The sequence below is a fragment of the Blautia sp. OF03-15BH genome, from assembly GCF_003463065.1.
Taxonomy (GTDB): Bacteria; Bacillota; Clostridia; order Lachnospirales; family Lachnospiraceae; genus Limivivens.
In genome coordinates this window covers 28,227-51,634 of record NZ_QSCM01000010.1, presented here as the reverse complement: position 1 = coordinate 51,634, position 23,408 = coordinate 28,227, and the positions used below count along the sequence as shown (strand labels likewise).

The 23,408-nt window shown below is 46.7% G+C and carries 22 protein-coding genes and 1 other RNA gene; 19 read left to right on the top strand and 4 right to left on the bottom strand.

What is annotated here, in order from left to right; all coding sequences use genetic code 11:
• Positions 1 to 50 precede the first annotated feature (50 nt).
• Together spo0A and glgA are read left to right on the top strand one after the other, a co-directional pair.
• Entirely contained in the window at positions 51 to 851 is an 801-nt protein-coding gene (spo0A, locus tag DXA57_RS11520; RefSeq protein WP_117767524.1) for a sporulation transcription factor Spo0A, read from the top strand.
• Positions 852 to 926: 75 nt separating this feature from the next.
• Complete coding sequence (gene glgA / locus DXA57_RS11515; RefSeq protein ID WP_117767523.1) at positions 927 to 2,369, top strand: glycogen synthase GlgA; 1,443 nt, start codon at positions 927 to 929, stop codon at positions 2,367 to 2,369.
• Between the two features lie 85 nt (positions 2,370 to 2,454).
• Here the strand turns inward: glgA and DXA57_RS11510 are convergent, their stop codons facing one another.
• Complete coding sequence (locus tag DXA57_RS11510) at positions 2,455 to 3,171, bottom strand: N-acetylmuramoyl-L-alanine amidase family protein (protein ID WP_117767522.1); 717 nt, start codon at positions 3,169 to 3,171, stop codon at positions 2,455 to 2,457.
• A gap of 78 nt (positions 3,172 to 3,249) precedes the next feature.
• A complete protein-coding gene (locus DXA57_RS11505; RefSeq protein ID WP_117767521.1) occupies positions 3,250 to 4,806 on the bottom strand; it encodes a polysaccharide biosynthesis protein in 1,557 nt (518 codons plus the stop codon).
• Positions 4,807 to 4,937: 131 nt separating this feature from the next.
• Here DXA57_RS11505 and DXA57_RS11500 point away from each other — a divergent pair, with 131 nt between their 5' ends.
• From DXA57_RS11500 to nifU, 3 genes are read left to right on the top strand one after another with little or no spacing between them, the layout of a single operon-like run.
• Entirely contained in the window at positions 4,938 to 5,420 is a 483-nt protein-coding gene (locus DXA57_RS11500; RefSeq protein WP_117767520.1) for an RrF2 family transcriptional regulator, read from the top strand.
• Complete coding sequence (gene nifS, locus DXA57_RS11495; protein ID WP_117767519.1) at positions 5,417 to 6,598, top strand: cysteine desulfurase NifS; 1,182 nt, start codon at positions 5,417 to 5,419, stop codon at positions 6,596 to 6,598. Before DXA57_RS11500 ends, nifS begins: the two co-directional genes overlap by 4 nt.
• A gap of 27 nt (positions 6,599 to 6,625) precedes the next feature.
• Positions 6,626 to 7,069 carry a Fe-S cluster assembly scaffold protein NifU gene (gene nifU / locus DXA57_RS11490; protein ID WP_117767518.1) on the top strand — a complete coding sequence of 148 codons (444 nt, stop codon included), beginning with the start codon at positions 6,626 to 6,628 and terminating at the stop codon, positions 7,067 to 7,069.
• A gap of 63 nt (positions 7,070 to 7,132) precedes the next feature.
• On the opposite strand, the gene DXA57_RS11485 is transcribed toward nifU, so the two are convergent.
• Complete coding sequence (locus DXA57_RS11485) at positions 7,133 to 7,942, bottom strand: histidinol-phosphatase HisJ family protein (protein WP_117767517.1); 810 nt, start codon at positions 7,940 to 7,942, stop codon at positions 7,133 to 7,135.
• 326 nt (positions 7,943 to 8,268) lie between these two features.
• On the opposite strand from DXA57_RS11485, the gene gap reads away from it, so the two are divergent.
• From gap to ssrA, 14 genes are all read left to right on the top strand, one after another.
• Positions 8,269 to 9,288 carry a type I glyceraldehyde-3-phosphate dehydrogenase gene (gene gap / locus DXA57_RS11480; protein WP_117767516.1) on the top strand — a complete coding sequence of 340 codons (1,020 nt, stop codon included), beginning with the start codon at positions 8,269 to 8,271 and terminating at the stop codon, positions 9,286 to 9,288.
• Between the two features lie 93 nt (positions 9,289 to 9,381).
• Complete coding sequence (locus DXA57_RS11475) at positions 9,382 to 10,578, top strand: phosphoglycerate kinase (protein WP_117767515.1); 1,197 nt, start codon at positions 9,382 to 9,384, stop codon at positions 10,576 to 10,578.
• A 74-nt stretch (positions 10,579 to 10,652) separates the two neighbouring features.
• Complete coding sequence (gene tpiA / locus DXA57_RS11470) at positions 10,653 to 11,402, top strand: triose-phosphate isomerase (protein ID WP_117767514.1); 750 nt, start codon at positions 10,653 to 10,655, stop codon at positions 11,400 to 11,402.
• Between the two features lie 139 nt (positions 11,403 to 11,541).
• Positions 11,542 to 12,963 carry a TldD/PmbA family protein gene (locus DXA57_RS11465; RefSeq protein ID WP_117767513.1) on the top strand — a complete coding sequence of 474 codons (1,422 nt, stop codon included), beginning with the start codon at positions 11,542 to 11,544 and terminating at the stop codon, positions 12,961 to 12,963.
• Positions 12,963 to 14,234 carry a metallopeptidase TldD-related protein gene (locus DXA57_RS11460; protein ID WP_117767512.1) on the top strand — a complete coding sequence of 424 codons (1,272 nt, stop codon included), beginning with the start codon at positions 12,963 to 12,965 and terminating at the stop codon, positions 14,232 to 14,234. Before DXA57_RS11465 ends, DXA57_RS11460 begins: the two co-directional genes overlap by 1 nt.
• A gap of 80 nt (positions 14,235 to 14,314) precedes the next feature.
• Complete coding sequence (locus tag DXA57_RS11455) at positions 14,315 to 15,604, top strand: homoserine dehydrogenase (protein WP_117767511.1); 1,290 nt, start codon at positions 14,315 to 14,317, stop codon at positions 15,602 to 15,604.
• A gap of 241 nt (positions 15,605 to 15,845) precedes the next feature.
• A complete protein-coding gene (gpmI, locus tag DXA57_RS11450; RefSeq protein WP_117767510.1) occupies positions 15,846 to 17,387 on the top strand; it encodes a 2,3-bisphosphoglycerate-independent phosphoglycerate mutase in 1,542 nt (513 codons plus the stop codon).
• A gap of 90 nt (positions 17,388 to 17,477) precedes the next feature.
• Positions 17,478 to 17,795: a DUF3837 family protein gene (locus DXA57_RS11445; RefSeq protein WP_158571309.1), complete on the top strand. Its 318-nt coding sequence runs from the start codon at positions 17,478 to 17,480 to the stop codon at positions 17,793 to 17,795.
• A gap of 35 nt (positions 17,796 to 17,830) precedes the next feature.
• Positions 17,831 to 19,141, top strand: coding sequence for a phosphopyruvate hydratase (gene eno / locus DXA57_RS11440; RefSeq protein WP_117767508.1), 1,311 nt, complete (start codon positions 17,831 to 17,833; stop codon positions 19,139 to 19,141).
• 32 nt (positions 19,142 to 19,173) lie between these two features.
• Positions 19,174 to 19,410 carry a preprotein translocase subunit SecG gene (gene secG / locus DXA57_RS11435; protein WP_117767507.1) on the top strand — a complete coding sequence of 79 codons (237 nt, stop codon included), beginning with the start codon at positions 19,174 to 19,176 and terminating at the stop codon, positions 19,408 to 19,410.
• 107 nt (positions 19,411 to 19,517) lie between these two features.
• The gene (rnr, locus tag DXA57_RS11430; protein ID WP_117767506.1) at positions 19,518 to 21,665 is read left to right on the top strand and encodes a ribonuclease R; all 2,148 of its coding nucleotides are present in this window, start codon (positions 19,518 to 19,520) and stop codon (positions 21,663 to 21,665) included.
• Between the two features lie 12 nt (positions 21,666 to 21,677).
• On the top strand, positions 21,678 to 22,145 hold the full coding sequence (gene smpB / locus DXA57_RS11425; RefSeq protein WP_117767505.1) for an SsrA-binding protein SmpB: 468 nt from the start codon (positions 21,678 to 21,680) through the stop codon (positions 22,143 to 22,145).
• 30 nt (positions 22,146 to 22,175) lie between these two features.
• Entirely contained in the window at positions 22,176 to 22,424 is a 249-nt protein-coding gene (locus tag DXA57_RS11420) for a kinase (RefSeq protein ID WP_117767504.1), read from the top strand.
• A gap of 132 nt (positions 22,425 to 22,556) precedes the next feature.
• Positions 22,557 to 22,904: a transfer-messenger RNA gene (gene ssrA / locus DXA57_RS11415) on the top strand.
• A 192-nt stretch (positions 22,905 to 23,096) separates the two neighbouring features.
• On the opposite strand, the gene DXA57_RS11410 is transcribed toward ssrA, so the two are convergent.
• Complete coding sequence (locus DXA57_RS11410) at positions 23,097 to 23,351, bottom strand: hypothetical protein (protein WP_117767503.1); 255 nt, start codon at positions 23,349 to 23,351, stop codon at positions 23,097 to 23,099.
• Positions 23,352 to 23,408 lie beyond the last annotated feature (57 nt).

The window sequence follows — 23,408 nt, the reverse complement described above, 5'->3', positions numbered from 1 at the left end:
TTTGCCAAATAGTCACAGAAAGACAAAAAAGGATTTGGAGGAAAAACCAGATGGAAAAGCTGAATGTGGCCATTGCTGACGATAACGAGCGGGTTGTGGAGCTTCTTGACCGGATCGTGAGCAGTGATGAAGAGCTGAACGTTGTAGGAAAAGCCGGAAACGGAGAAGAACTTTACGATATCATCAAGACAAAAGAGCCGGATGTGGTCCTTCTGGATATTATCATGCCGAAGGTGGATGGACTGACGGTGATGGAACGGGTGAATGCAGACAAAAGCATGAAAAAACACCCTGCCTTTATCGTGATCACTGCTGTGGGGCAGGAAAAGATCACGGAGGATGCTTTTGCACTGGGAGCCAATTACTATATTTTAAAGCCATTTGATAACGATATGGTGATCAGCCGGATCAAACATGTGAGAAAAAGCCGGAGTGAGAAGAATTTTCAGGAAGTCCGTAAGGTGAATGCCTATGAAAGCAAGGCAGAATACATGGAACGGAACCTGGAGACGGATGTGACAGAGATCATTCATGAGATCGGTGTGCCGGCGCATATCAAGGGTTATCAGTATTTGAGAGATGCCATTATCATGTCAGTGGGAGACATGGATATGCTGAATTCCATTACCAAGATTCTCTACCCCACCATAGCGAAGAAGCATCAGACAACGCCGAGCAGGGTAGAACGGGCGATTCGTCATGCGATCGAAGTGGCATGGAGCCGTGGAAAGATGGATACGATCGAAGAACTCTTCGGATATACGGTCAGCGGAGGGAAGGGAAAACCTACCAATTCAGAGTTTATCGCTCTGATCGCAGACCGGATCCGGCTGGAATATAAAAACAGATAAATTGTTGGCTTTTTCCGGAGAATGCGGTATAATATCTTTTATAAGCAAGAACTATCAGAAACAGGAGGATGAAGTATGAAGAGGGTATTATTTATCGCTTCCGAGTGTGTTCCGTTTATCAAAACGGGAGGATTGGCGGATGTGGTCGGGTCTTTGCCAAAGTGTTTTGACAAAAAATATTTTGATGTCAGAGTGATCCTTCCCAAGTACATGTGCATGAAGGAAGAATTCAAATCAAAACTGGAATACATTACTCATTTTTATATGGATCTTGGCTGGAGAAGTCAGTATGTGGGTGTATTGGGAATGAACTATGATGGGATCCAGTACTATTTTATTGACAATGAATTTTATTTTGCCGGTCCCAAGCCCTATGGAAACATTTATGAAGATATTGAAAAATTTGCATTTTTCTCGAAAGCAGCTCTTTCCATTCTGCCGGATATTAACTTCCGACCCGACATTATCCACTGCCATGACTGGCAGACAGGTCTGATCCCTGTTTTCCTGAAGGATCAGTTCAGCGACAATGAATTCTACCGTGGCATCAAGTCTGTAATGACGATACATAACCTGAAGTTCCAGGGCGTCTGGGATGTAAAGACCGTGCGGAACATCACCGGCCTTCCGGCTTATTATTTTACTCCGGATAAGCTGGAAGCTTATGGAGACGCGAACTATCTCAAGGGCGGTCTGGTTTATGCAGATGCCATTACAACCGTAAGCAGCACTTATGCGGAAGAGATCAAGACTCCGTTTTACGGAGAGCATCTGGACGGTCTTCTCAATGCCCGTTCCAATGATCTTCGAGGAATCGTAAACGGAATTGATTACGATGAATACAATCCGGAAACGGATGCTTTCCTTACGAAGAATTATAACATTAAAAATTTCCGTAAGGAAAAAGTGAAAAACAAACGGGCTCTGCAGGAGGAACTGGGACTGGAGCAGGATGATAAGAAATTTATGATCGGTGTGGTTTCCCGTCTGACAGATCAGAAAGGCTTTGATCTCATTGCCTATATGATGGATGAGCTCTGTCAGCAGGATGTTCAGCTGGTCGTTCTGGGAACCGGTGAAGAGCGCTATGAGAATATGTTCCGCCATTTTGCCTGGAAATATCCTGGCAAGGTGTCTGCAAACATTTACTATTCAGAACCGATGTCTCATAAGATCTACGCTTCCTGTGATGCATTCCTAATGCCGTCTCTCTTTGAGCCCTGTGGACTGAGCCAGCTGATGAGTCTCCGCTACGGAACACTTCCCATCGTTCGTGAGACCGGAGGATTAAAGGATACGGTAATTCCTTATAATGAGTATGATGGAACCGGAACCGGTTTCAGCTTTACCAATTATAATGCGCATGAAATGTTCAATACCATCAAATATGCCATGTCTGTTTACTATGACAAACGGAGAGAATGGAATAAGATCATTGACCGTGCCATGGCAGCGGACTTCTCCTGGAAGGCTTCTGCAAAGAAATACGAAGAGATGTACAACTGGCTGGTACCCTGAAGAAAATAAATATCAGCTTCACACAAAAACTCCGGAGCGGATCTTCCGCACCGGAGTTTTTTCGTGAAAAGTTTTTTGATTTCGTTTAATTGATATTCACTACGGGACTGGAGGAACCGGAGGAAGAGGATTTGATCCGGATCTTCTTTTTCATTCTTCCGTCTGCACCGTAGTAATATTTGTAATTTCCGATCTTTACCCATTTATTGGTGACCATTTTGCCATTGATCCCTACATAATATCTGCCGAGCTTGGTACGCCGTGCCATATAGCCACTGGAATAAAAATAATACCAGGATCCTTTGATACACTGCCAGGTCTTCCGGGAATACGTGCCATCGAGATTACGGTATCGGAACCCCTTGGAATCCTTGATGAATTTAGCGGGACGGGACTTGGAATAATTTTCTACCGGGGTACCGTCTTTTCCGACATAGACGCGCCCGGAAACATCTTTCACATACTGGTTGACAGCCATACGGCCATTGGAGAGAAAATAGCGGTTTGCACGCCATTCACTTCTCAGCATGGCGCCGGTGCTGTCAAAGTAGTAATAAAAACCGTCGATTTTAGTAAAACCGGTGGCTGCGTAGCCGTTCTTGTCAAAATAATACGTATAGCCCTTGATCTTTTTGAACTGGGATTTCAAAGGTTCTCCTGTAGTCGTATTCACATACTGGATCCGTGCATTGAGTGTATCAGTCACCCATTCATAGGCATCTGCTGCCTGTCCCTTCACCGGGAACAGAAGACAGAATGCCGCAGCCAGAAGACAGAACGTGGTTTTAAATTTCTGTTTCATGAATCATCCTCCTGCCGGAACTTTTTTCCTTTTTTATCATCATCGCATAGAAAAAAAGTTCTGGCAAGGGAAAAATTCTTATTTTTGTCTGAACCTTGCAGGGAAAGAAAAGCCAAAGGTGTTTTCCAGGCGGATAAAAGCGGGGAGTGTATAGGAGGCTGCAAAAATACCTCCCCGCAGAAAAAGCAGGAACGGAGCCGTGCCGGAGCCCGGAGAAGGTACAGAAATGATAACGGGCAGGATCCGGTCGGCCAGCATGACAAGGAACAGGCTCCATCCCAGAAAAAGCAGTGGAAGCAGCAGATCCTTTGTGGATAATTCAAATTCCGGTACGGCTTTCAAAAGCGTTCGGAGAGACAAAAGTGCCGTTACAAGCTGGGAAATGAGAAGCCCAAGAAGGCAGCCTGAAATTCCGGATCGTGGAATGTAAAACCAGACAAAAAAAATCCGGATCAGAATTCCCAGAAGATTCTGAAAGAAGACGGCCGTCGTTTTTCCGAGGCTGTTCAGGATGCTGGCGAGAGTGGTTCCGAGATATAAAAAAGGACAGATCCAGCCAAGGATCCGGATATAACTGCCGGCTTCTTCACTCTGAAAGAGAAAAAGACCGAGTTCTTTCCCGAACAGAAAAAAGCCGCCGGTACAGAAAATACCCAGATACAGGCAGCCGGAAACGGTATTTCTGGCCGTACGCAGGATCGCCTGCCGGTCATTTAACGCATCTGCCTCGGAAATCTCCGGGATCAACAGCAAAGAGACAGCTCCGGTGATGGCAGAGGGAAAGAGAACCAGAGGGAGAGCCATGCCTGTGAGCGTGCCGTAATGACGGTAGGCTTCTGTGGCGGTATAGCCGAAAAGGCGAAGTCTCAGCGGGATCAGAACAGCTTCCACGCTTTGAAAGATCCCAAGGATACAACGATTCATACTGACAGGGAGTGCAATTTCCGACAGCCGTTCCATATTTCTTTTCATAACAGCAGGAGATGGCAGTGGAAAAACAGGACTCTGAAGAAGAAGCAGGAGAAGAGTGAAAAGACTGGTCAGAACTTCAGAGGCCAGTATGCCGCCTACGGCAATAAGCGGGCTTGGTGAGAGCTCTTTTTTCAGAAAAATCTGCCAGAGCAGCAGGGAAGAAAGGATGCGGACCGCCTGCTCAAAAAGCTGAGAGAGGGCTGGAAGACCTGCTTTTTTCCTTCCAATAAAACAGCCTGTGACGATGGAATGGAGAGAGGCGAAGGGCAGAGAGAGCGCCAGATATTTCAGAAGCTCTTCACAGCGGATATCCTTCAGGAAAGTTTCTGCCAGAACTCCTGCACAGCGCCAGAGCGATCCTGCTGCAAAACCGGAAAGAAGGAGAGAGAGTACGGCCCCTGTGAAAAAAACTTCCCAGACCCCTTTTTTATCTCCGAGGGCATTTTTTCTGGAAACCTGATGAGAGACGGCGGTATTCAGACCGGCAGAGGTAAAAGAAAGAGCCAGAGCAAAGACGGGAAAAATCATCTGGTAGAGTCCGAGGCCGTCTGCACCAATGCTCCTTGAAAGGAATATTCTGTAGAAGAAGCCCATGATCCGGCTCAGAAAGCCTGCGGCAGTGAGAAGGAAAGCACCACGCAGGATGGCTTTTTTATGTTTCATGGAAAACCAACCGTTTTCTTTCAGTTTATGCAGTATGGGGGCTTGACAGAACCGGATGGTAGTGCTATATTTTTAATGCAAAACCTAGCAAAATAGTTGGAATTGAAAAGTGCTGACGGAGGGAAGATGCCATGAAGTTGTCAACAAAGGGCCGTTATGGTTTAAGTGCCATGATCGATCTGGCTGTCTACAGTGAAAACGAAGCGGTTTCCCTGAATAGTATAGCAGAACGACAGCATATTTCCGAGGGCTATCTGGAACAGCTTATGGCAAAACTGAAAAAGGCCGGTCTGGTGACCAGTATCAGAGGCGCCTCCGGAGGATATTATCTGGCAAAGCCTGCCAGTGAGATTTCCGTGGGAGATATCCTGCGGGCTCTGGAGGGAAGCTTAAAAGCAGTGGAATGTCCGGGAGAGCGGGCGGACGGCTGTGAGGAATCTTCGTTCTGTGTGACTAAATATGTCTGGGAGCGGATGAATGCAAGTATTCAGAAGACTGTAGATGAGATCCGTTTATCCGATCTGATCAGAGAAAGCAGACGTGTGAAGAAGACGACACAGATCCATACGGCAGATAAAACCAATGAGCCATGTGCAAGGAGTGAAAAATCATGAAAAAATTAATTTATCTTGATAATGCGGCTACGACAAAGACCGCACCGGAAGTAGTAGAGGCAATGCTTCCTTATTTTACGGAATATTATGGAAACCCGTCCAGTGTCTATGAGTTTGCAGGAAAAAGCAAACAGGCAGTGGATGCTGCAAGAAAGACCATAGCTGATTCTCTCGGGGCAAAACCGGAGGAGATCTACTTTACTGCAGGTGGTTCCGAGTCTGATAACTGGGCATTGAAGGCGACTGCAGAAGCATATGCTTCTAAAGGAAAACACATCATCACCAGCAAGATCGAGCATCATGCGATCCTTCATACCTGTGAATATTTGGAAAAACGCGGTTTTGAGATCACATATCTGGATGTAGATGAAAATGGTGTGGTAAAACTGGATGAGCTGGAAAAGGCTATTCGTCCGGATACCATCCTGATCTCTGTCATGTTTGCGAACAATGAGATCGGAACGATCCAGCCGATTGAAGAGATCGGAGCCATTGCAAAAGAGCATGGAATTCTTTTCCATACAGATGCCGTTCAGGCATTTGGCCAGCTGCCCATCCATGTAGATGCCTGTCATATCGATATGCTCAGTGCCAGCGGACATAAATTAAATGGTCCCAAAGGGATCGGATTTCTTTATATCCGGAAGGGCGTAAAGATCAGAAGCTTTGTACATGGCGGAGCCCAGGAGAGAAAACGTCGTGCCGGTACAGAAAATGTTCCTGGTATCGTAGGGTTTGGCAAAGCAGTGGAACGTGCCATGAACAGCATGGAAGAGCGTACCGCAAAAGAGAGAGAAGTCAGAGATTATCTCATTGAGCGTGTGCTGACAGAAATCCCGTACTGCCGTCTGAATGGTGACCGTACGAAGAGACTGCCGAACAATGCCAATTTCAGCTTCCAGTTCCTGGAGGGAGAATCCCTTCTGATCATGCTGGATATGAAAGGAATCTGTGGAAGCAGCGGGTCTGCCTGCACGTCCGGTTCTCTGGATCCCTCTCATGTGCTGCTGGCCATTGGGCTGCCTCATGAGATCGCTCACGGCTCTCTGCGCCTGACTTTGAATGAAGAGATCAGCAAGGAAGATATGGACTATGTTGTGGATTCCCTGAAAGAGATCGTTGACAAACTCCGCAGCATGTCTCCGCTTTACGAAGATTTTATCAAGAAACAGAAGTAATAGAAGATCATTTTGGAGGAATAGAAAATGTACAGTGAAAAAGTAATGGATCATTTCCAGCATCCCAGAAACGTAGGAGAGATCGAGAATGCAAGCGGTGTGGGTACCGTAGGAAATGCCAAATGCGGTGATATTATGAGAATTTACCTGGATATTGATGAGGATGGCATCATCAGAGACTGTAAGTTCAAGACCTTTGGCTGCGGCGCAGCAGTAGCCACCAGCAGTATGGCAACCGAGATGGTCATGGGTAAGAGCATTCAGGAAGCTCTTCAGGTGACCAATAAAGCCGTAATGGAAGCTCTGGATGGACTGCCGCCTGTAAAAGTGCATTGTTCTCTGCTTGCAGAAGAGGCGATCCATGCAGCACTCTGGGATTATGCAGAGAAGCATGATATCAAGATCGAAGGACTGAAGAAACCCAAGTCAGACATCCATGAGGGTGAGGAGACAGAAGAAGAGGAATATTGATCTTTATAAAAAATCCCGCAGAAGGGCCGGAAATGAGACCGGCAACCGTCTGCGGGATTTTTGTCAGAATGTTTCCACCGGGTAAAAGACTGGCATTCGTTCCTCGAATACCGTATAATACCGGAAACCGCATTCTTTCAGAAGAGAGGGGATTTTCCGGAAATCCCAGGCCAGCTGTTCCGGAGCATGGCCGTCGGAACCGATGGTAAGGATTTCTCCGCCCAGCTCTGCATATCTTTTCAGAACCGCTTCTGTGGGATTCGGATGTCCAAGTCCGTATTTATAGCCGGCAGTGTTGAGTTCCAGACCGATATTCTTACGGATCAGTGCCTTCAGGATCTCATCCAGAAGCTCCCGGTAAGCTTCATAAGAATAATATTGATTTTTATTTGGACCATAACGGACAACATAGTCGATATGTCCGTAGACATCCATTTCATCAAAAACAGCCAGGTTTTCCAGGATACTTTCAAAATATTCCCGATAGGCCTGTGCTTCTTCTTTTCCTTCATAAAAAGCAGGATAGTAGGGATCCTTTCCGTGAACAACATGGGAGGAACCGATGACGAAATCAAAGGGCCATTCATTCAGATAGTTCCTGTGAGTTTCGGCAAGATGAGGCTGGAGTCCCAGTTCAATACCGAAAAGCAGCTCGATCTGGTCCTGGTATTTTTCTCTCATCTGAAGAAATTTTTCACGGTAGCTTTCTGTATTTACTTCAAAAAGTCCCGGCTCTTCCGGGTAATCCAGATCCATATGCTCCGTGAAACACATGGTCCGGAGCCCGCGCCTGATCCCTTCCAGGATCATCTGCTCCATAGGAGCTTCAGAATCTCCGGAAAACGCGGAGTGCAGATGAAAATCAACTGCCATGACAAACCTTCTTTCCTTATAATGATTTGCTGATTTACTGCGTAAATCGCTGCTTTCGAATGTTTGGCGGGTCCCAAGGTCAAAACCCTTATCGTGCAAGCACGAACGGTTTTTGCACCTTTGTACCCTGGCATCATCATATAGAAAAATGGAAGGAATGTAAAGCGAAACTCTAAAAAGAGAATAAAATTTGAAATGGGACTTGAATTTTCTGGATGAATTAGGTAAAATAAAAACAAGTTGATGTATCTTTAACAATCTGCTGAAAGAGACTTGAAGACGCATTTACATGAAACTATCAAATTACTTTTAGGAGGAATATTATCATGGCAGTAAAAGTAGCGATTAATGGATTCGGACGTATTGGACGTCTTGCATTCAGACAGATGTTTGGCGCTGAAGGTTTTGAGGTTGTAGCAATCAACGACCTTACTTCCCCGAAAATGCTTGCTCACTTACTGAAATACGATTCCACTCAGGGTAAATATGCACTGGCTGATACTGTAACCGCTGGTGAGGACTCTATCACTGTTGATGGAAAAGAGATCAAAATTTATGCAAAAGCAAACGCAGCAGAGCTTCCGTGGGGAGAGATCGGTGTTGATGTAGTTCTGGAGTGTACCGGATTCTACACCTCCAAAGCAAAAGCACAGGCTCATATCGATGCAGGCGCTAAGAAAGTTGTTATTTCCGCTCCGGCTGGTAATGACCTTCCGACCATCGTTTACAATGTAAACCATGAGACCCTGACCAAAGATGACAACATCATCTCTGCAGCTTCCTGTACCACCAACTGCCTGGCTCCGATGGCAAAAGCTCTGAACGACCTGGCTCCGATCAAATCCGGTATCATGTGCACCATCCATGCATACACCGGTGATCAGATGACTCTGGATGGCCCGCAGAGAAAAGGCGATCTGAGAAGATCCCGTGCAGCTGCTATCAATATCGTTCCGAACAGCACCGGTGCTGCAAAAGCAATCGGACTGGTTATCCCGGAGCTGAACGGCAAACTGATCGGTTCTGCTCAGCGTGTACCGACCCCGACCGGTTCTACCACCATCCTGACTGCTGTTGTTGAAGGAAATGTAACCAAAGAGCAGATCAACGCTGCTATGAAGGCTGCTGCTAATGAGTCCTTCGGTTACAACGAGGATGAGATCGTATCCAGCGATATCGTTGGTATGAGATTCGGTTCTCTGTTCGATGCAACTCAGACCATGGTTCTTCCGCTGGAGAATGGTACTACTGAGGTTCAGGTAGTTTCTTGGTATGACAATGAGAACTCCTACACAAGCCAGATGTGCAGAACAATCAAATACTTCGGTAAACTGCTGGAGAAATAAGAATTTCTGTAAACTAAGGCTCATAAAAGGGTCCGGTCGATTTGGACCGGACCCTTTTTTGCGAGAAAACAAAGAATTAAGGAGGGTATTCCCATGCTTAACAAAAAATCTATTGATGATATCAATGTGAAAGGAAAACGTGTCCTGGTTCGCTGCGATTTCAACGTTCCCCTTCAGGACGGAAAGATCACTGACGAGAACCGTCTGGTAGCAGCTCTTCCGACCATTAAGAAACTGATCGCTGACGGTGGAAAAGTGATCCTTTGCTCCCATCTTGGAAAACCTAAGGGAGAGCCGAAGCCTGAGCTGTCTCTGGCACCGGTAGCTGTACGTCTTTCTGAGCTTCTTGGTCAGGAAGTAAAATTTGCTGCTGATCCGGAAGTGGTAGGTCCGAACGCAAAAGCTGCTGTAGCTGCAATGAAAGATGGAGATGTGATCCTTCTGGAGAACACCCGTTATCGTGCAGAAGAGACCAAGAATGAGGACAAGTTCTCTGAAGAGCTGGCTTCCCTTTGTGATGTATTCGTAAACGATGCATTCGGTACCGCTCACAGAGCGCACTGCTCCAATGTTGGCGTTACCAAATTTGTAGATACCTGCGTAGTAGGTTATCTGATGCAGAAAGAGATCGATTTCCTTGGCAATGCTGTAGAGAATCCGGAAAGACCTTTCGTTGCTATCCTGGGTGGTGCTAAGGTTTCCAGTAAGATCTCTGTGATCGAGCGCCTTCTTGACAAAGTTGATACTCTGATCATCGGCGGTGGTATGGCTTATACCTTCTCCAAAGCTCTGGGCGGTCACATCGGTACTTCCCTCTGCGAGGATGATTATATGGAGTATGCTTTAAACATGCTGAAAAAAGCGGAGGAGAAAGGTGTAAAACTTCTTCTTCCGGTTGATAACCGTATCGGTGACAGCTTTTCCAACGATTGCAACATCCAGGTTGTAAAACGTGGCGAGATTCCTGATGGTTGGGAAGGAATGGATATCGGACCGGAGACGGAGAAGATCTTTGCAGCAGCAGTGAAAGATGCGAAGACCGTTGTATGGAACGGACCGATGGGATGCTTCGAGATGCCGAATTTCGCACATGGTACCGAGGCTGTTGCCAAGGCACTGGCTGAGACCGATGCTACTACCATCATCGGTGGCGGTGATTCTGCAGCAGCAGTAAATATCCTTGGCTATGGCGACAAGATGACTCATATCTCCACCGGCGGCGGCGCTTCTCTGGAGTTCCTGGAAGGAAAAGAGCTTCCGGGCGTAGCAGCAGCTAACGATAAAGACTGAGTATAAAAAATGATATGGGAGCCGGTTTCACCGGCTCCTGAAAACATAAGAATTCGATAGGAGATCGATTAATCATGGCAAGAAAGAAAATTATTGCAGGCAACTGGAAAATGAACATGACTCCGAGTGAGGCAGTTGCTCTGGTTGAGACCTTAAAACCGCTGGTAGCTACTGAGGATGCAGATGTAGTATTCTGTGTACCGGCTATCGATATCGTACCGGTTGTTGAGGCTGTGAAAGGCAGCAACATCCAGGTAGGTGCTGAGAATATGTACTTTGAGGAGAAAGGTGCATATACCGGAGAGATCGCTCCGAACATGTTGGTTGATGCCGGTGTGAAATATGTTATCCTTGGTCATTCTGAGAGACGTGGTTACTTTGGTGAGACCGATGCAGATATCAACAAAAAGATGAAAAAAGCTTTTGAGCATGGTCTGACTCCGATCATGTGCTGTGGTGAGTCTCTTGAGCAGAGAGAGCAGGGTGTTACCATGGATTTCATCCGTCAGCAGGTTAAGATCGGTTTCCAGGGACTGACTGCAGATCAGGCAAAAGAGGCTGTTATCGCTTATGAGCCGATCTGGGCAATTGGAACCGGAAAAACTGCTACTACCGAGCAGGCTCAGGAAGTTTGCGGAGAGATCCGTAAATGTATCGCTGAAATCTATGATGAGGCAACTGCAGAGGCTATCCGTATCCAGTACGGCGGATCTGTAAATGCAGCAACCGCTCCGGAGCTTTTTGCTCAGCCGGATATCGATGGTGGTCTGGTAGGCGGAGCCGCTCTGAAACCGGATTTCGGAAAGATCGTTAACTACAAATAATCGATAAGTAATGCATAAAAGCCGTTGAATGGGGAAAAACCAACATTCAGCGGCTTTTTTTCGTTCCGTACTTGCCATGGAAAGCAGAAAGCTTTATTATGTAATAGAATAATGGGACGATAGTAAGGAGGAAAAACGCATGCAGGTGAAAATGTCGGAATACCTGACAGCGGTAAAACCGGATATGCAAAGGCTCATCGGGCTTTTGAAAAAGGAATTTGCCTATGTCAGCGTACTGTGTACGGATGTCACCGGTACAACTTATCTGGTGGGGCAGCGTCAGACCAGCGTCGGCGATTATGGGTTCAATGAACGCGGGTTTGTGGTTCGTGTATACGAAAACAGCTGCTATATGGAATACTCATTTAATGAATACGAAGAAATTGAGGAACTGGCAGCCAAAATCACGGGTACTCTGAAGAAAGAGCTTTCTGCAATGGAAGCACTTGGAATGGAAAAAATGGAAGCTCCGCTGATCCATGAAGAAAAGATGGAGAAGACCATGAGTGGAGAGATCGGAGAGGATCCGATGGCTGTTTCTCCGGAAGAAATCCTGGCGCGGCTGAAAAAGATCAGTGATACGGGAGCAGCAGGAAAGTTTGTTATTGATTTCCGGGTGGCTGCCCAGTTTGCACATGTGAACAAACTGTTCCTTTCAGAAAAAAAGGACCTTATGCAGACGTATGCTTTTGCAGAAGGCATGGCAGCGGCCATTGGTGCCGACGGGGAAAAGCAGGATATGATCTTCCGTGGCTTTTCCGGTCTGAAGGGAGCAGAACTCCTGGATGAGATCGGTGGTACCGTAGATGAACTCTTGAAACTTCTGGATGAGAAGCTTCATGCAGATCCTGTAGTTCCCGGCATGTATGATGTCATCACTGCTCCGGAGGTCACCGGTCTGATCGCACATGAGGCTTTCGGTCATGGCGTGGAGATGGACATGTTTGTAAAGGAACGGGCTCTTGCAAAAGAATATCTGGGCAAAAAAGTAGCTTCTGATATTACTTCCATGAAGGATGGCGCTGCCAGTGCTGCAGAAGTCAGCAGTTATCTTTTTGACGATGAAGGAACACTGGGAACAGACACGACGATTATTGAAAACGGAACACTGGTGACGGGTATCAGTGATCTTCTGAGTGCACTGCGTCTGGGAACCGCTCCGACCGGAAACGGCAAAAGAGAGAGTTTTGAGAGAAAAGCCTATACTCGTATGACAAATACATTTTTTACCGCAGGGGAGAATACTCTGGATGAGATGATCGCTTCCATCAAGGAAGGTTATCTTCTGGAGGGAGCCCAGTCAGGGATGGAGGATCCCAAGCACTGGGGAATTCAGTGTATGGTTTCCATGGGAAGAGAGATCAAAGACGGAAAGCTTACCGGAAAAGTAGTCGGTCCGCTGACACTTACCGGTTATGTGCCGGATCTTTTGAAGAGTATCACCATGCGTTCTGAAAAGGTGGAACTTTTCGGAACAGGAGCCTGTGGAAAAGGGTACAAAGAATGGGTGAAGGTCAGTGACGGCGGCCCATACCTGAAATGTAAAGTGAGGTTGGGATAATGGATAAATTGTATGAGATTCTGGAAAGAAGCGGAGCCAGTGATTTTTTGATCCGTGAGACGACTACCTGCTCCAGAGAAGCCTTTTTTATCGGACGGAAGCTGGATATGGGCAGAGCCAAAGAAGTCTGCCATACCTTTGTGACGGTCTACGTAGACAGTGAAGACGGCAAATTCCGTGGAAGCGCCACAAAAGAGATCCATCCCTCCAGTACGCAGGAGGAGATAGAGCATGAGATCCAGGCGGCACTTTTTGCGGCAAAATTTGTAAAAAATCCCTGGTATCCGGTGGTAACAGGCACCAGAGCTGAGGTGGCAGAAAAATCAGCGTCAGATTTGGATGAAGCTCTGATCCGTATCATCAAAACTCTTCAGGCAGTACGGACAGAAACGGATGAAAAAGTGAATTCCTGTGAGGTTTTTGTCAATCAGAAAAAGACCCGCATCCGTAATTCCAGAGGAGTGGATGTGAGCTTTTCTGGCAGTGACTGTCAGACAGAACTGGTGATCAATGTAGAGAAAGACGGACATGAGATCGAGCTCTTAAGGGAAATCTGTTTTTCAGCAGAGGATGCCGCAAGAGTTACAGAAGAGGCAAAAAAACTGTTTCTCAGTGGACATGACCGGTTGAACGCAAAGCCCACTACACAGCAGGAGCATGGAACGATTCTTCTGACCGGAGACGATGTGGCGGAATTTTTCCGTTATTTTACAGCACATTCCAATGCTTACAATCAGTACATGGGCGTAGCGAAGGCCAGGATCGGTGAAAAAATGACAGGAGAAGAAGCGGATCCACTAACCATCCGTCTGGTTCCTGAAATGGAAGGCTCCACAAGAAAGGAACCTTATGACAGCGATGGAAATCCGGTGAAGGAACGACTGCTCTTTGAGGATGGTGTCTGCAGGAATTTCTGGGGAAGTACACAGCATGCTTATTATATGAAAATGGATCATACCACTTCTATGAATAACATGATCGTTTCCGGTGGTGATCTTTCGGAAGCAGAACTCAGAAAAATCCCGCATCTGGAGATCACAGAATTCAGCTGTTTTGATATGGATCCGGTGTCCGGAAGCTTCGGAGGAGAGATCCGGCTGGGTTACGAATCCGACGGAAAAACGAGACAGTCTGTGACTGGCGGTTCTCTCTCCGGAAATTACGGTAAAATTCTGAAGAATATGAAATTTTCAAAGGAAACCAGACAGATCAACAACTTTATTGTACCTTGTGCTGTCCTGCTGGAGGATGTGAGCATCGCAGGCTGCTAAAGGGTGTATAGGGAAACGTTTTTGGGGATAAACAATAAAAAGAGAAAACTGTTGGGTTTACCAGGAAGGAGACAAGAAAAATGGAAAATGTTCAGATCGCATTGCTGGGACTTGGAACGGTGGGTACCGGTGTCTATAAAGTATTGAAAGCACAGAAAGAAGAAATTTCCCATAAGGTAGGTACGGAAATCCAACTGAAAAAAATTCTTGTACGGAACACAAAAAAAGCGGCAGAAAAGCTGGATGATCCTTCTGTCCTTACCACAGAATGGAAGAGTATTCTGGAGGATCCAGAGATTTCTGTTGTTGTGGAGGTCATGGGCGGCATTGAGCCTGCCAGAAGCTATATTCTGGATGCCCTGCATGCCGGAAAAAGTGTGGTGACAGCCAATAAAGATCTTTTGGCATCTCACGGAAAAGAACTGATGGATGCCTCAGCAGAAGCAAAAGTTGACCTTCTCTTTGAAGCTTCTGTAGCAGGCGGAATCCCTATCATCCGTCCTCTGAAGGAGTGTCTGGCCGGAAATCAGATTTCTGAGGTGATGGGAATTGTCAACGGAACCACCAATTTTATCCTGACGAAAATGGCAGAGGAAGGAATGGAATTTCAGGAAGCTCTGGCACTTGCCACGGAGCTTGGTTATGCGGAGGCTGATCCTACCGCAGATATTGAAGGCCTGGATGCAGCCAGGAAAATGGCGATCCTGGCGTCCATTGCCTTCCATTCCCGTGTGACATTTGATGATGTCTATACGGAAGGTATCACCAAGATCACAGCGACAGATATCCGTTATGCCAAAGAAATGGGCTGTGACATCAAGCTTCTGGGTATGGCGAAAAACACACCGGAAGGTATTGAGACCAGAGTACAGCCCATGCTGATCCCGAGTACACATCCGCTGGCTTCTGTGCGGGATTCCTTCAATGCAGTTTTTGTCCATGGTGATGCAGTGGATGATACCATGTTTTACGGAAGAGGTGCAGGCGAACTTCCGACCGCCAGCGCAGTAGTCGGAGATATCCTGGATGCTGTCCGTAATATGGTCTTTCACTGCAGAGGCCGGATTGGCTGCACCTGTTATAAAGAGATCCCCATGAAGAAAATGGAAAATGTCTCCAGTGCATATTTTCTCCGTATGCAGGTGGAAAACCGCAGTGGCGTTCTGGCTAATATTGCAGGCGTTTTTGGCAATAACAATGTCAGCATTTCCCAGATCATCCAGAAGAGTAAAAAGAAAAACAGGGCAGAGATCGTGGTCATCACGGATGAAGTAAAGGAGAAAAATTTCCAGGATTCACTGGCAGTGATCTCCGGTATGTCTGCAGTGGGGGAGATTTCTTCCATGATTCGTGTGTACGGCCAGATATAACTTCGTGAAAGTATTGACGGAAGGAAGAAAATCAGTTAAAATATGGACGATGCAAAAGGAGTCGCTATGGGATCTTTTGCATCGCACATTTTATGTGATTCGGGTTCAAAAGCCTTATCGTGCAGACGAGGAGGTTTTTTGAACTTTTGACACTGGTGCATACGGATTGCGCCGCTGCAAGGCAGCTTCCGCGATCCTGCATCATCAATAGGAAAAAAACAGAAAGATAAGGAGAATTCAAATGAGTAAGAAACCAACTGTATTAATGATTCTCGACGGTTACGGACTCAACGATAGAGTAGAGGGAAATGCTGTAAAAGAGGCAAATACTCCGGTAATGGATCAGCTGATGGCAGAGTGCCCTTATGTAAAAGGTCTTGCAAGTGGAATGGCAGTAGGCCTTCCGGAAGGTCAGATGGGTAACTCTGAGGTAGGTCATCTGAATATGGGTGCAGGCCGCATCGTATATCAGGAGCTTACCCGGATCACCAAAGAGATCCAGGACGGTGATTTCTTTAAGAATGAAGCTCTTCTTCATGCAGTAAAGAATGCAAAAGACAATGGTACGGCGCTTCACCTGTTCGGTCTTCTTTCCGATGGTGGTGTACACAGCCATATCACCCACCTGTTCGGCCTTCTGGAGCTGGCAAAGAGAGAGGGGCTTGAGAACGTTTATGTACACTGCTTCCTGGATGGCCGTGATACACCGCCCCAGTCCGGTAAAGGCTATGTACAGGAGCTTACGGACAAACTTGCAGAACTTGGTGTCGGCAAGATCGCTACGGTTATGGGCCGTTATTATGCAATGGACCGTGATAACCGCTGGGATCGTGTAGAGCGTGCTTATAATGCACTGACAAAGGGAATGGGTATTCCGGCCGAGAGTGGTGTGGCTGCTGTACAGAATTCTTACAACAATGGCAAGAACGATGAGTTCGTAGAGCCGGCTGTTGTTATGGAAAACGGAAAACCGGTAGCGACCATCGAGGATGGTGATTCTGTGATCTTCTTCAATTTCCGCCCGGACCGCGCAAGAGAGATTACCCGTGCATTCTGCTGTGACGATTTCAACGGTTTTGCAAGAGAGAAGAGAATCCAGACCACTTATGTCTGCTTCACCGATTATGACGAGACCATTCCGAACAAAGAAGTGGCCTTCCATAAAGTGGCAATCACCAATACCTTTGGCGAATTTCTGGCAGCACATGGTCTCAAGCAGGCAAGAATTGCCGAGACTGAGAAATATGCACATGTTACCTTCTTCTTCAATGGTGGTGTGGAAGAACCCAACGAGGGAGAGGATCGTATCCTGGTAAAATCCCCGAAGGTAGCCACCTATGACCTGAAACCGGAGATGAGCGCACCGGAGGTATGCGAAAAACTGGTTGATGCGATCAAATCTCAGAAATATGATGTGATCATCATCAACTTTGCAAATCCGGATATGGTAGGTCATACCGGCGTGGAGAAAGCAGCCATTGCAGCAGTGGAGACTGTAGACAGCTGTGTAGGAAAAGCAGTAGCAGCCATTAAAGAAGTGAATGGCCAGATGTTCATCTGTGCAGACCACGGTAATGCGGAGCAGCTGATCGATTATGAGACTGGTGCACCTTTTACGGCTCACACCACCAATCCGGTTCCCTTTATCCTGGTAAATGCAGATCCTTCTTATACCTTAAGAGAGGGTGGCTGCCTGGCAGATATCGCTCCGACACTGATCGAGCTTATGGGAATGGAACAGCCCAAAGAGATGACAGGAAAATCCCTTCTGATCAAGAAATGATGTAAAACGATTCAGTAACCATTGTCCAACGGGGCATTTTGGCATGGATCTGTCAAAATGCCTCTGGTGTGGACGGAAGGGAGAACGTTTATGGTTATCGACATCGTCAGACAGGCAGTTCAGTATAAGAAAAAATGCAGCACCGAGAGTCCACTGATCTCAGAAGGTGAGTATTGCTGCGCCTGTGGAGAAGCACTTCGCATGCTTGGGGATCCGGATGGTCTTCTGGAACAGGTAAAAACCATGGCTACAGTAAAAGAGGTGAAAGATCTGGTACTCCCGGTTTTTGAAAAAGCATTGGAAGAGGCATCGGAAAAGCCGGAAGAAAAGCGGCTTCTTCATCTTCTCATCCATAGCCGTGTGATCGGAGAAATAACGGATGAAATCCGGGTATTATTTGAGGCATGACAGGACACACTATCCAAAAGGAGGTGTGTCTTTTTATGCATCAATATTCAGAAATCCTGGATGTATACGCAAGAGAGATCCTGGATTCCCGGGGAAATCCAACGGTTGAAGTGGAAGTCATGACGGAAGATGGTACCGTGGGACGTGCTTCCGTTCCATCAGGAGCCAGTACCGGCCGGTATGAAGCGGTGGAGTTACGGGACGGAGAGGAACGTTACGGAGGAAAAGGTGTTCAGAACGCTGTGGCTCATGTCAATACGATCCTGGCAGACTGCATCATCGGGGAAAATGTCTATCAGCAGGCGGAGATCGACCGGAAGCTGATCCGTGCGGACGGAAGTGAAAATAAGGCAAGGCTGGGAGCAAATGCCATTCTGGGAGTTTCCATGGCTGTGGCTCATGCGGCAGCAAGATCACTGGAGCTTCCGCTTTTCCGGTATCTGGGCGGTTCACAGGCCGTGAGACTTCCGGTTCCTATGTTTAACGTCATCAACGGAGGCTGCCATACCAGAAGTGCTCTGGATTTTCAGGAATTTATGGTGATGCCGGTAGGGGCAGAGAACTATGGTGAAGGACTGAGGATGGCGGTGGAGATCTATCATCAGCTTCGAAAACTTCTGGATGAAGCCGGTTTATCGGTGGCTGTTGGAGACGAAGGCGGTTTTGCTCCGGATCTTTCCGGGGCAGAGGAAGCGTTGGAGTATCTCAGCCGGGCAGCAAAAGCAGCCGGTTACCTGCCGGGAAAAGAAATCCGTTTTGCCATGGATGCAGCAGCCAGCGAACTCTGGGATGAGGCGAAAGGCGGCTATTATTTTCCGGGAGAAAGCCGGATGAAGGGAAAAGAGATCATCCGGGATACAAAAGAAATGATCCATTATTATCAGACTCTGGCAGAAGAATTTGCCCTTTGGTCTGTTGAAGACGGACTGGACGAAAATGACTGGGAAGGCTGGGGGCATTTAAACGCAGCCCTGGGGAAAAAACTGCAGCTGGTAGGGGATGATCTTTTTGTTACCAATGAAAAACGTCTGAAAAAGGGTATCCGCCTGGGAGCAGCAAATGCGGTGCTGGTAAAAGTCAATCAGATCGGTACTTTAACGGAAGCTTTTGAGACCATGGAACTGGCGTGCAAAAACGGTTATCGCTCTGTGGTTTCCCACCGGTCCGGAGAAACGGAAGATACGACCATTGCGGACATAGCAGTGGCTTCCGGCGCAGGACAGATCAAGGCGGGGGCACCCTGTCGTGGAGAACGGACAGCGAAATATAACCGGCTTCTCCGAATCGAAGATTTCCTTGGAAACACAGCAAAATACGGGATTGACAATCGATCTCTCCTATGCTAAACTGAACATGTTTGGTATAGGAGGTGTGACTCGTGGCAGTATTAAGAACTATCTTAACGGTTATCTTTGTTATTATTTGCATTGCTCTGACCGTTCTCGTATTGATGCAGGAAGGAAAATCTCAGGGACTGGGAAGTATCAGCGGTATGGCGGATACTTACTGGGGAAAGAACAAAGGACGTTCCATGGAAGGTGCGCTGGTTAAGATCACCACCGGACTGGCAGTTGGTTTTATGGTACTGGCTGTTGTTCTGAATCTGAATTTCTAAACGGACATGTCGCCTGGCGGTGACATCCCTATGTTAAAAGGCCGAAGCACTCTTGCAATATTGCGAGGGTGCTTTTTTACCATACAGGAACAGGAGACCACTCATATATGGAAAAAGAACAGTTTGAACGACGGAAAAAAGTAATCAACGACCTGATGCATGACAAAACCTATGTCCCCATGAAGATCAAAGAACTGGCCATGGTTCTTGGTGTGAGCCGCGAGAAACGAGGCGAGCTGGAGGCAGTTCTTGATGAGCTGGTCGTTGAAGGAAAAATCGAAGTATCCAGGCGGGGAAAATACCAGATCGCCAAGAGCCATCTTCTTACCGGAAAATATACGGCTCACGTAAAAGGTTTCGGTTTTGTTGAAATAGAAGGTCAGGAAGAAGACATTTTCATACCGGAAGAAAGCACAGGAGGTGCTTTTGAGGGAGATATGGTCCAGGTGGCAGTGACACCCGGACGTACAGGCAGAAGAAGAGAGGGAAAGATTGTCCGGGTGCTGGAACGGGGAATTACCGAGCTTATCGGTACGTATCAGCAATCGAAAAATTATGGCTTTGTGGTACCGGATAATCTGAAATTTTCCCGGGATATTTTTGTCCCTATTGAAAAATCAAAAGGAGCTGTCAATGGCCATAAGGTGCTGGTACATCTGAACAGTTATGGTGATCAGAACCGCAGTCCGGAAGGGGAAGTGGTGAAGATCATTGGTCATATCAATGATCCGGGAGTAGATATCCTTTCCGTGGTCTATGCCCACGATCTGCCCCTGGAGTTCCCGGAACGGGTATTAAATCAAGCAGAACGAATGAATGTGCCTGTTTCCGAAGCAGATACCTTGGGGCGAACTGATCTTCGAGATCTTCTCATGGTGACGATAGATGGTGAGGACGCCAAAGATCTGGATGATGCCGTATCTCTTACGAAGGATGAAGCTGGATGGCATCTTGGAGTCCATATCGCGGATGTGGCCAATTATGTTCAGGAAAACAGTGCACTGGATCGGGAGGCTTTGAAGCGGGGGACCAGTGTTTATCTGGCAGACCGTGTCATTCCCATGCTGCCGCATGCCCTTTCCAACGGAATCTGTTCGTTGAATGAGGGACTGGATCGTCTGGCTTTAAGCTGTCTGATGGATGTTGATGAAAAAGGTCAGGTGACCGGTCATCAGATCGTGGAGAGTGTGATCTGTACAAACCATCGCATGAGTTATACACAGGTGAAAAAGATTTTGGCAGACGAAGATCCGGAACTTGCTGAAACCTATCAGGATGTGGTTCCCATGCTGAAAGAAATGAATGTGCTGGCAAAACTTCTCCGGGAGCAGAGAAGAAAACGCGGTTCCATCGATTTTGATTTCCCGGAAGCAAAAATCCATCTGGATGAGAAAGGTCATCCGACGGAGATCCTTCCTTATGAACGGAACGATGCCACGAAGCTTATTGAGGACTTTATGCTCATAGCCAATGAAACGGTGGCAGAGGATTTCTACTGGCAGGAGATCCCGTTCCTTTACCGGGTACATGAAACACCTGATCCGGAGAAGATCCAGAGCCTTCAGCGCTTTATCCAGAATTTTGGCTATTACATCAAAGGAGACCGGGAAGAGATCCATCCCAAGGAGCTTCAGAAGCTTCTGGCAAAGATCGCGGATTCACCGGAGGAGGATCTGATCAGTCGTCTGACTCTCCGGAGTATGAAACGGGCAAAGTACAGTCCGGACTGTACCGGTCATTTTGGTCTGGCATCCCGCTATTATTGTCATTTTACATCGCCAATCCGGCGCTATCCGGATCTTCAGATCCACAGGATCATCAAAGAAACCATCCGTGGCCGTATGGGAGAAATCCGGCGGACGCATTACGAGGAAATCCTTCCCTCAGTGGCAGAGAAGACCAGTGAAGCAGAACGCAGGGCGGATGAATCGGAACGTGAGACTCTGAAGCTGAAGAAAGCGGAATATATGGAAGACCATATCGGGGAAGAATTCGATGGTGTGATCTCCGGTATCACCAACTGGGGCATCTATGTAGAGCTTCCAAATACGGTGGAGGGACTGATCCATGTATCACGGCTTTATGACGACCGCTATTATTATAAAGAAGATACCATGGAAATGTACGGTGTGGATACGGGAAGAGTCTTCAAGCTGGGACAGCCCATCCGTGTGCGGGTGGCAGATGCAAGCAAAGAAGAACGCACCATCGATTTTGAATATCCGCTTTACCTGGCATATGACAGCGAAGATTAAGGGGAGAAAAGAATGGGAAAATCAAGTATCAAACTCATTGCAAACAACAAAAAAGCGTATCACGATTTTTTTATTGACGATACCTTTGAGGCCGGCGTTTCTCTTCATGGTACGGAGGTAAAATCTCTCCGTATGGGAAAATGCAGCATTAAGGAAGCTTTTGTCCGGATAGAAAATGGAGAGGTTTTTGTTTACGGGATGCATATCAGCCCTTATGAAAAGGGTAATATTTTCAATAAAGATCCGCTCCGGGTGAAAAAGCTTCTGATGCATCGCTATGAGATCAACAAACTTATGGGGAAGATCAAAGAAAAAGGCTTTACGCTTGTCCCGTTAAAAGTCTATTTTAAAGGAAGCCTGGTCAAAGTGGAGATCGGTCTTGCCCGTGGTAAGAAGCTTTACGACAAACGGGAAGATATTGCCAAGAAAGACCAGAGAAGAGAAGCAGAAAAAGAATTTAAGATCCGTAATCTCCGGTGAGAAAGCCGGAGAACAAAGGGGGGAAGAAAATTGCGCCTTGTAAAAGCACAGGAATTATTAAAAGAACATAACTGTGAATTTGATTATGCAGAAGAAGACGGTTTGGGAAGTATTGATCTGATCTACCGGGGAGTCAGTTATCACATCTGGGAATTTGCCGATGAACAGGAAGAAGGTGTGGAGACCAATCTCCATAATGCCGGCCGCAGCGAAGATCTGACAGGAAGTGATTACGAAGAAAAGCTTCTGGAACTGCTGAAATGGAGACTGGCATCCTGAGAAGAGGAAACGTTGGAATATCGGATTGCGAATGTCTGTTTTGCGATTACAAAAAAAACTTGACAAAAAAACAGAAATCAAATACAATATATACACGTTTGCGAACCAGCATAGATCAATCGATCACAACCCGGGGTTGTACTGGTTTCGACGGGGATTTTGAAGTTGGGGAAGCCATCCGCGGGCCGGGACCGCGTAGTAAACCGGAACTTAAAATTAAACGCAAACGATAATTTCGCGTTAGCAGCTTAACTGCTGCTCGTCGGCCTCGGGCTGCTCACCACTCGAGTCACCGGCGTCAAATCGGTGAGGCACTTTTTTTCCAAAGCTTTGCGGGATAAAAAGAACTTATGAAGCTACTGAAGTCAGCAGCCTGTCATTTGGCGTCTGATGGAGGGAATGTCAAAGAAATGACTGTGATGGGAGATGCCGCAATGGAGAGGTTTTCGGACAGGGGTTCGATTCCCCTCAGCTCCATAAAATGGAATTTTTTTATGTAAAATGCCTGAAATGCTGGATGAGATCATTCAATGTTTTGGGCATTTTTGCTATATTTAAACAAGAAAATACGAGAAAAAAATGAGGCCAGAAGCACATCTTCCAGAAGTTCCTTTACATAAAAAATGTGAAGCTCTGATAATATACCAGGCTTCACACGATTCAGACGATTATTTATTGTGCTTTGGGCAGCAAACCTTTTCCCTGCAAAACAACAACTAAAGTTTCGCTTGTATCCTGTAAATGCTTAATGTCTTTCCGGATCTCTTTTTCTGACCATTTTACATCAAGAGACAGATCATCCAGTTTTTTACGGTTCGTATCGCATTTAAAGTCTACGACTTCGAGCTTTTCAATGATTGCTTTCTGCGTTTCCTTGACTTCTTTGAGTTCGTTTAACAGTTGTTCCAATAATTCCCGATCACTCATTTTCGTTACCCTCCTTATCTGAGGATTTACAGGTTCTCATGTATCTATTGTAGCATA

Excerpts from the sequence above, each read along its gene's own strand:
- glgA (WP_117767523.1), top strand. The coding sequence starts at position 927 with ATGAAGAGGGTATTATTTATCGCTTCCGAGTGTGTTCCGTTTATCAAA.
- DXA57_RS11505 (WP_117767521.1), bottom strand. The coding sequence starts at position 4,806 with ATGAAACATAAAAAAGCCATCCTGCGTGGTGCTTTCCTTCTCACTGCC.
- DXA57_RS11510 (WP_117767522.1), bottom strand. The coding sequence starts at position 3,171 with ATGAAACAGAAATTTAAAACCACGTTCTGTCTTCTGGCTGCGGCATTC.
- spo0A (WP_117767524.1), top strand. The coding sequence starts at position 51 with ATGGAAAAGCTGAATGTGGCCATTGCTGACGATAACGAGCGGGTTGTG.
- nifU (WP_117767518.1), top strand. The coding sequence starts at position 6,626 with ATGTACAGTGAAAAAGTAATGGATCATTTCCAGCATCCCAGAAACGTA.
- tpiA (WP_117767514.1), top strand. The coding sequence starts at position 10,653 with ATGGCAAGAAAGAAAATTATTGCAGGCAACTGGAAAATGAACATGACT.
- DXA57_RS11475 (WP_117767515.1), top strand. The coding sequence starts at position 9,382 with ATGCTTAACAAAAAATCTATTGATGATATCAATGTGAAAGGAAAACGT.
- DXA57_RS11485 (WP_117767517.1), bottom strand. The coding sequence starts at position 7,942 with ATGGCAGTTGATTTTCATCTGCACTCCGCGTTTTCCGGAGATTCTGAA.
- rnr (WP_117767506.1), top strand. The coding sequence starts at position 19,518 with ATGGAAAAAGAACAGTTTGAACGACGGAAAAAAGTAATCAACGACCTG.
- nifS (WP_117767519.1), top strand. The coding sequence starts at position 5,417 with ATGAAAAAATTAATTTATCTTGATAATGCGGCTACGACAAAGACCGCA.
- DXA57_RS11460 (WP_117767512.1), top strand. The coding sequence starts at position 12,963 with ATGGATAAATTGTATGAGATTCTGGAAAGAAGCGGAGCCAGTGATTTT.
- eno (WP_117767508.1), top strand. The coding sequence starts at position 17,831 with ATGCATCAATATTCAGAAATCCTGGATGTATACGCAAGAGAGATCCTG.
- gap (WP_117767516.1), top strand. The coding sequence starts at position 8,269 with ATGGCAGTAAAAGTAGCGATTAATGGATTCGGACGTATTGGACGTCTT.
- gpmI (WP_117767510.1), top strand. The coding sequence starts at position 15,846 with ATGAGTAAGAAACCAACTGTATTAATGATTCTCGACGGTTACGGACTC.
- smpB (WP_117767505.1), top strand. The coding sequence starts at position 21,678 with ATGGGAAAATCAAGTATCAAACTCATTGCAAACAACAAAAAAGCGTAT.
- DXA57_RS11455 (WP_117767511.1), top strand. The coding sequence starts at position 14,315 with ATGGAAAATGTTCAGATCGCATTGCTGGGACTTGGAACGGTGGGTACC.
- DXA57_RS11500 (WP_117767520.1), top strand. The coding sequence starts at position 4,938 with ATGAAGTTGTCAACAAAGGGCCGTTATGGTTTAAGTGCCATGATCGAT.
- DXA57_RS11465 (WP_117767513.1), top strand. The coding sequence starts at position 11,542 with ATGCAGGTGAAAATGTCGGAATACCTGACAGCGGTAAAACCGGATATG.
- DXA57_RS11445 (WP_158571309.1), top strand. The coding sequence starts at position 17,478 with ATGGTTATCGACATCGTCAGACAGGCAGTTCAGTATAAGAAAAAATGC.
- DXA57_RS11410 (WP_117767503.1), bottom strand. The coding sequence starts at position 23,351 with ATGAGTGATCGGGAATTATTGGAACAACTGTTAAACGAACTCAAAGAA.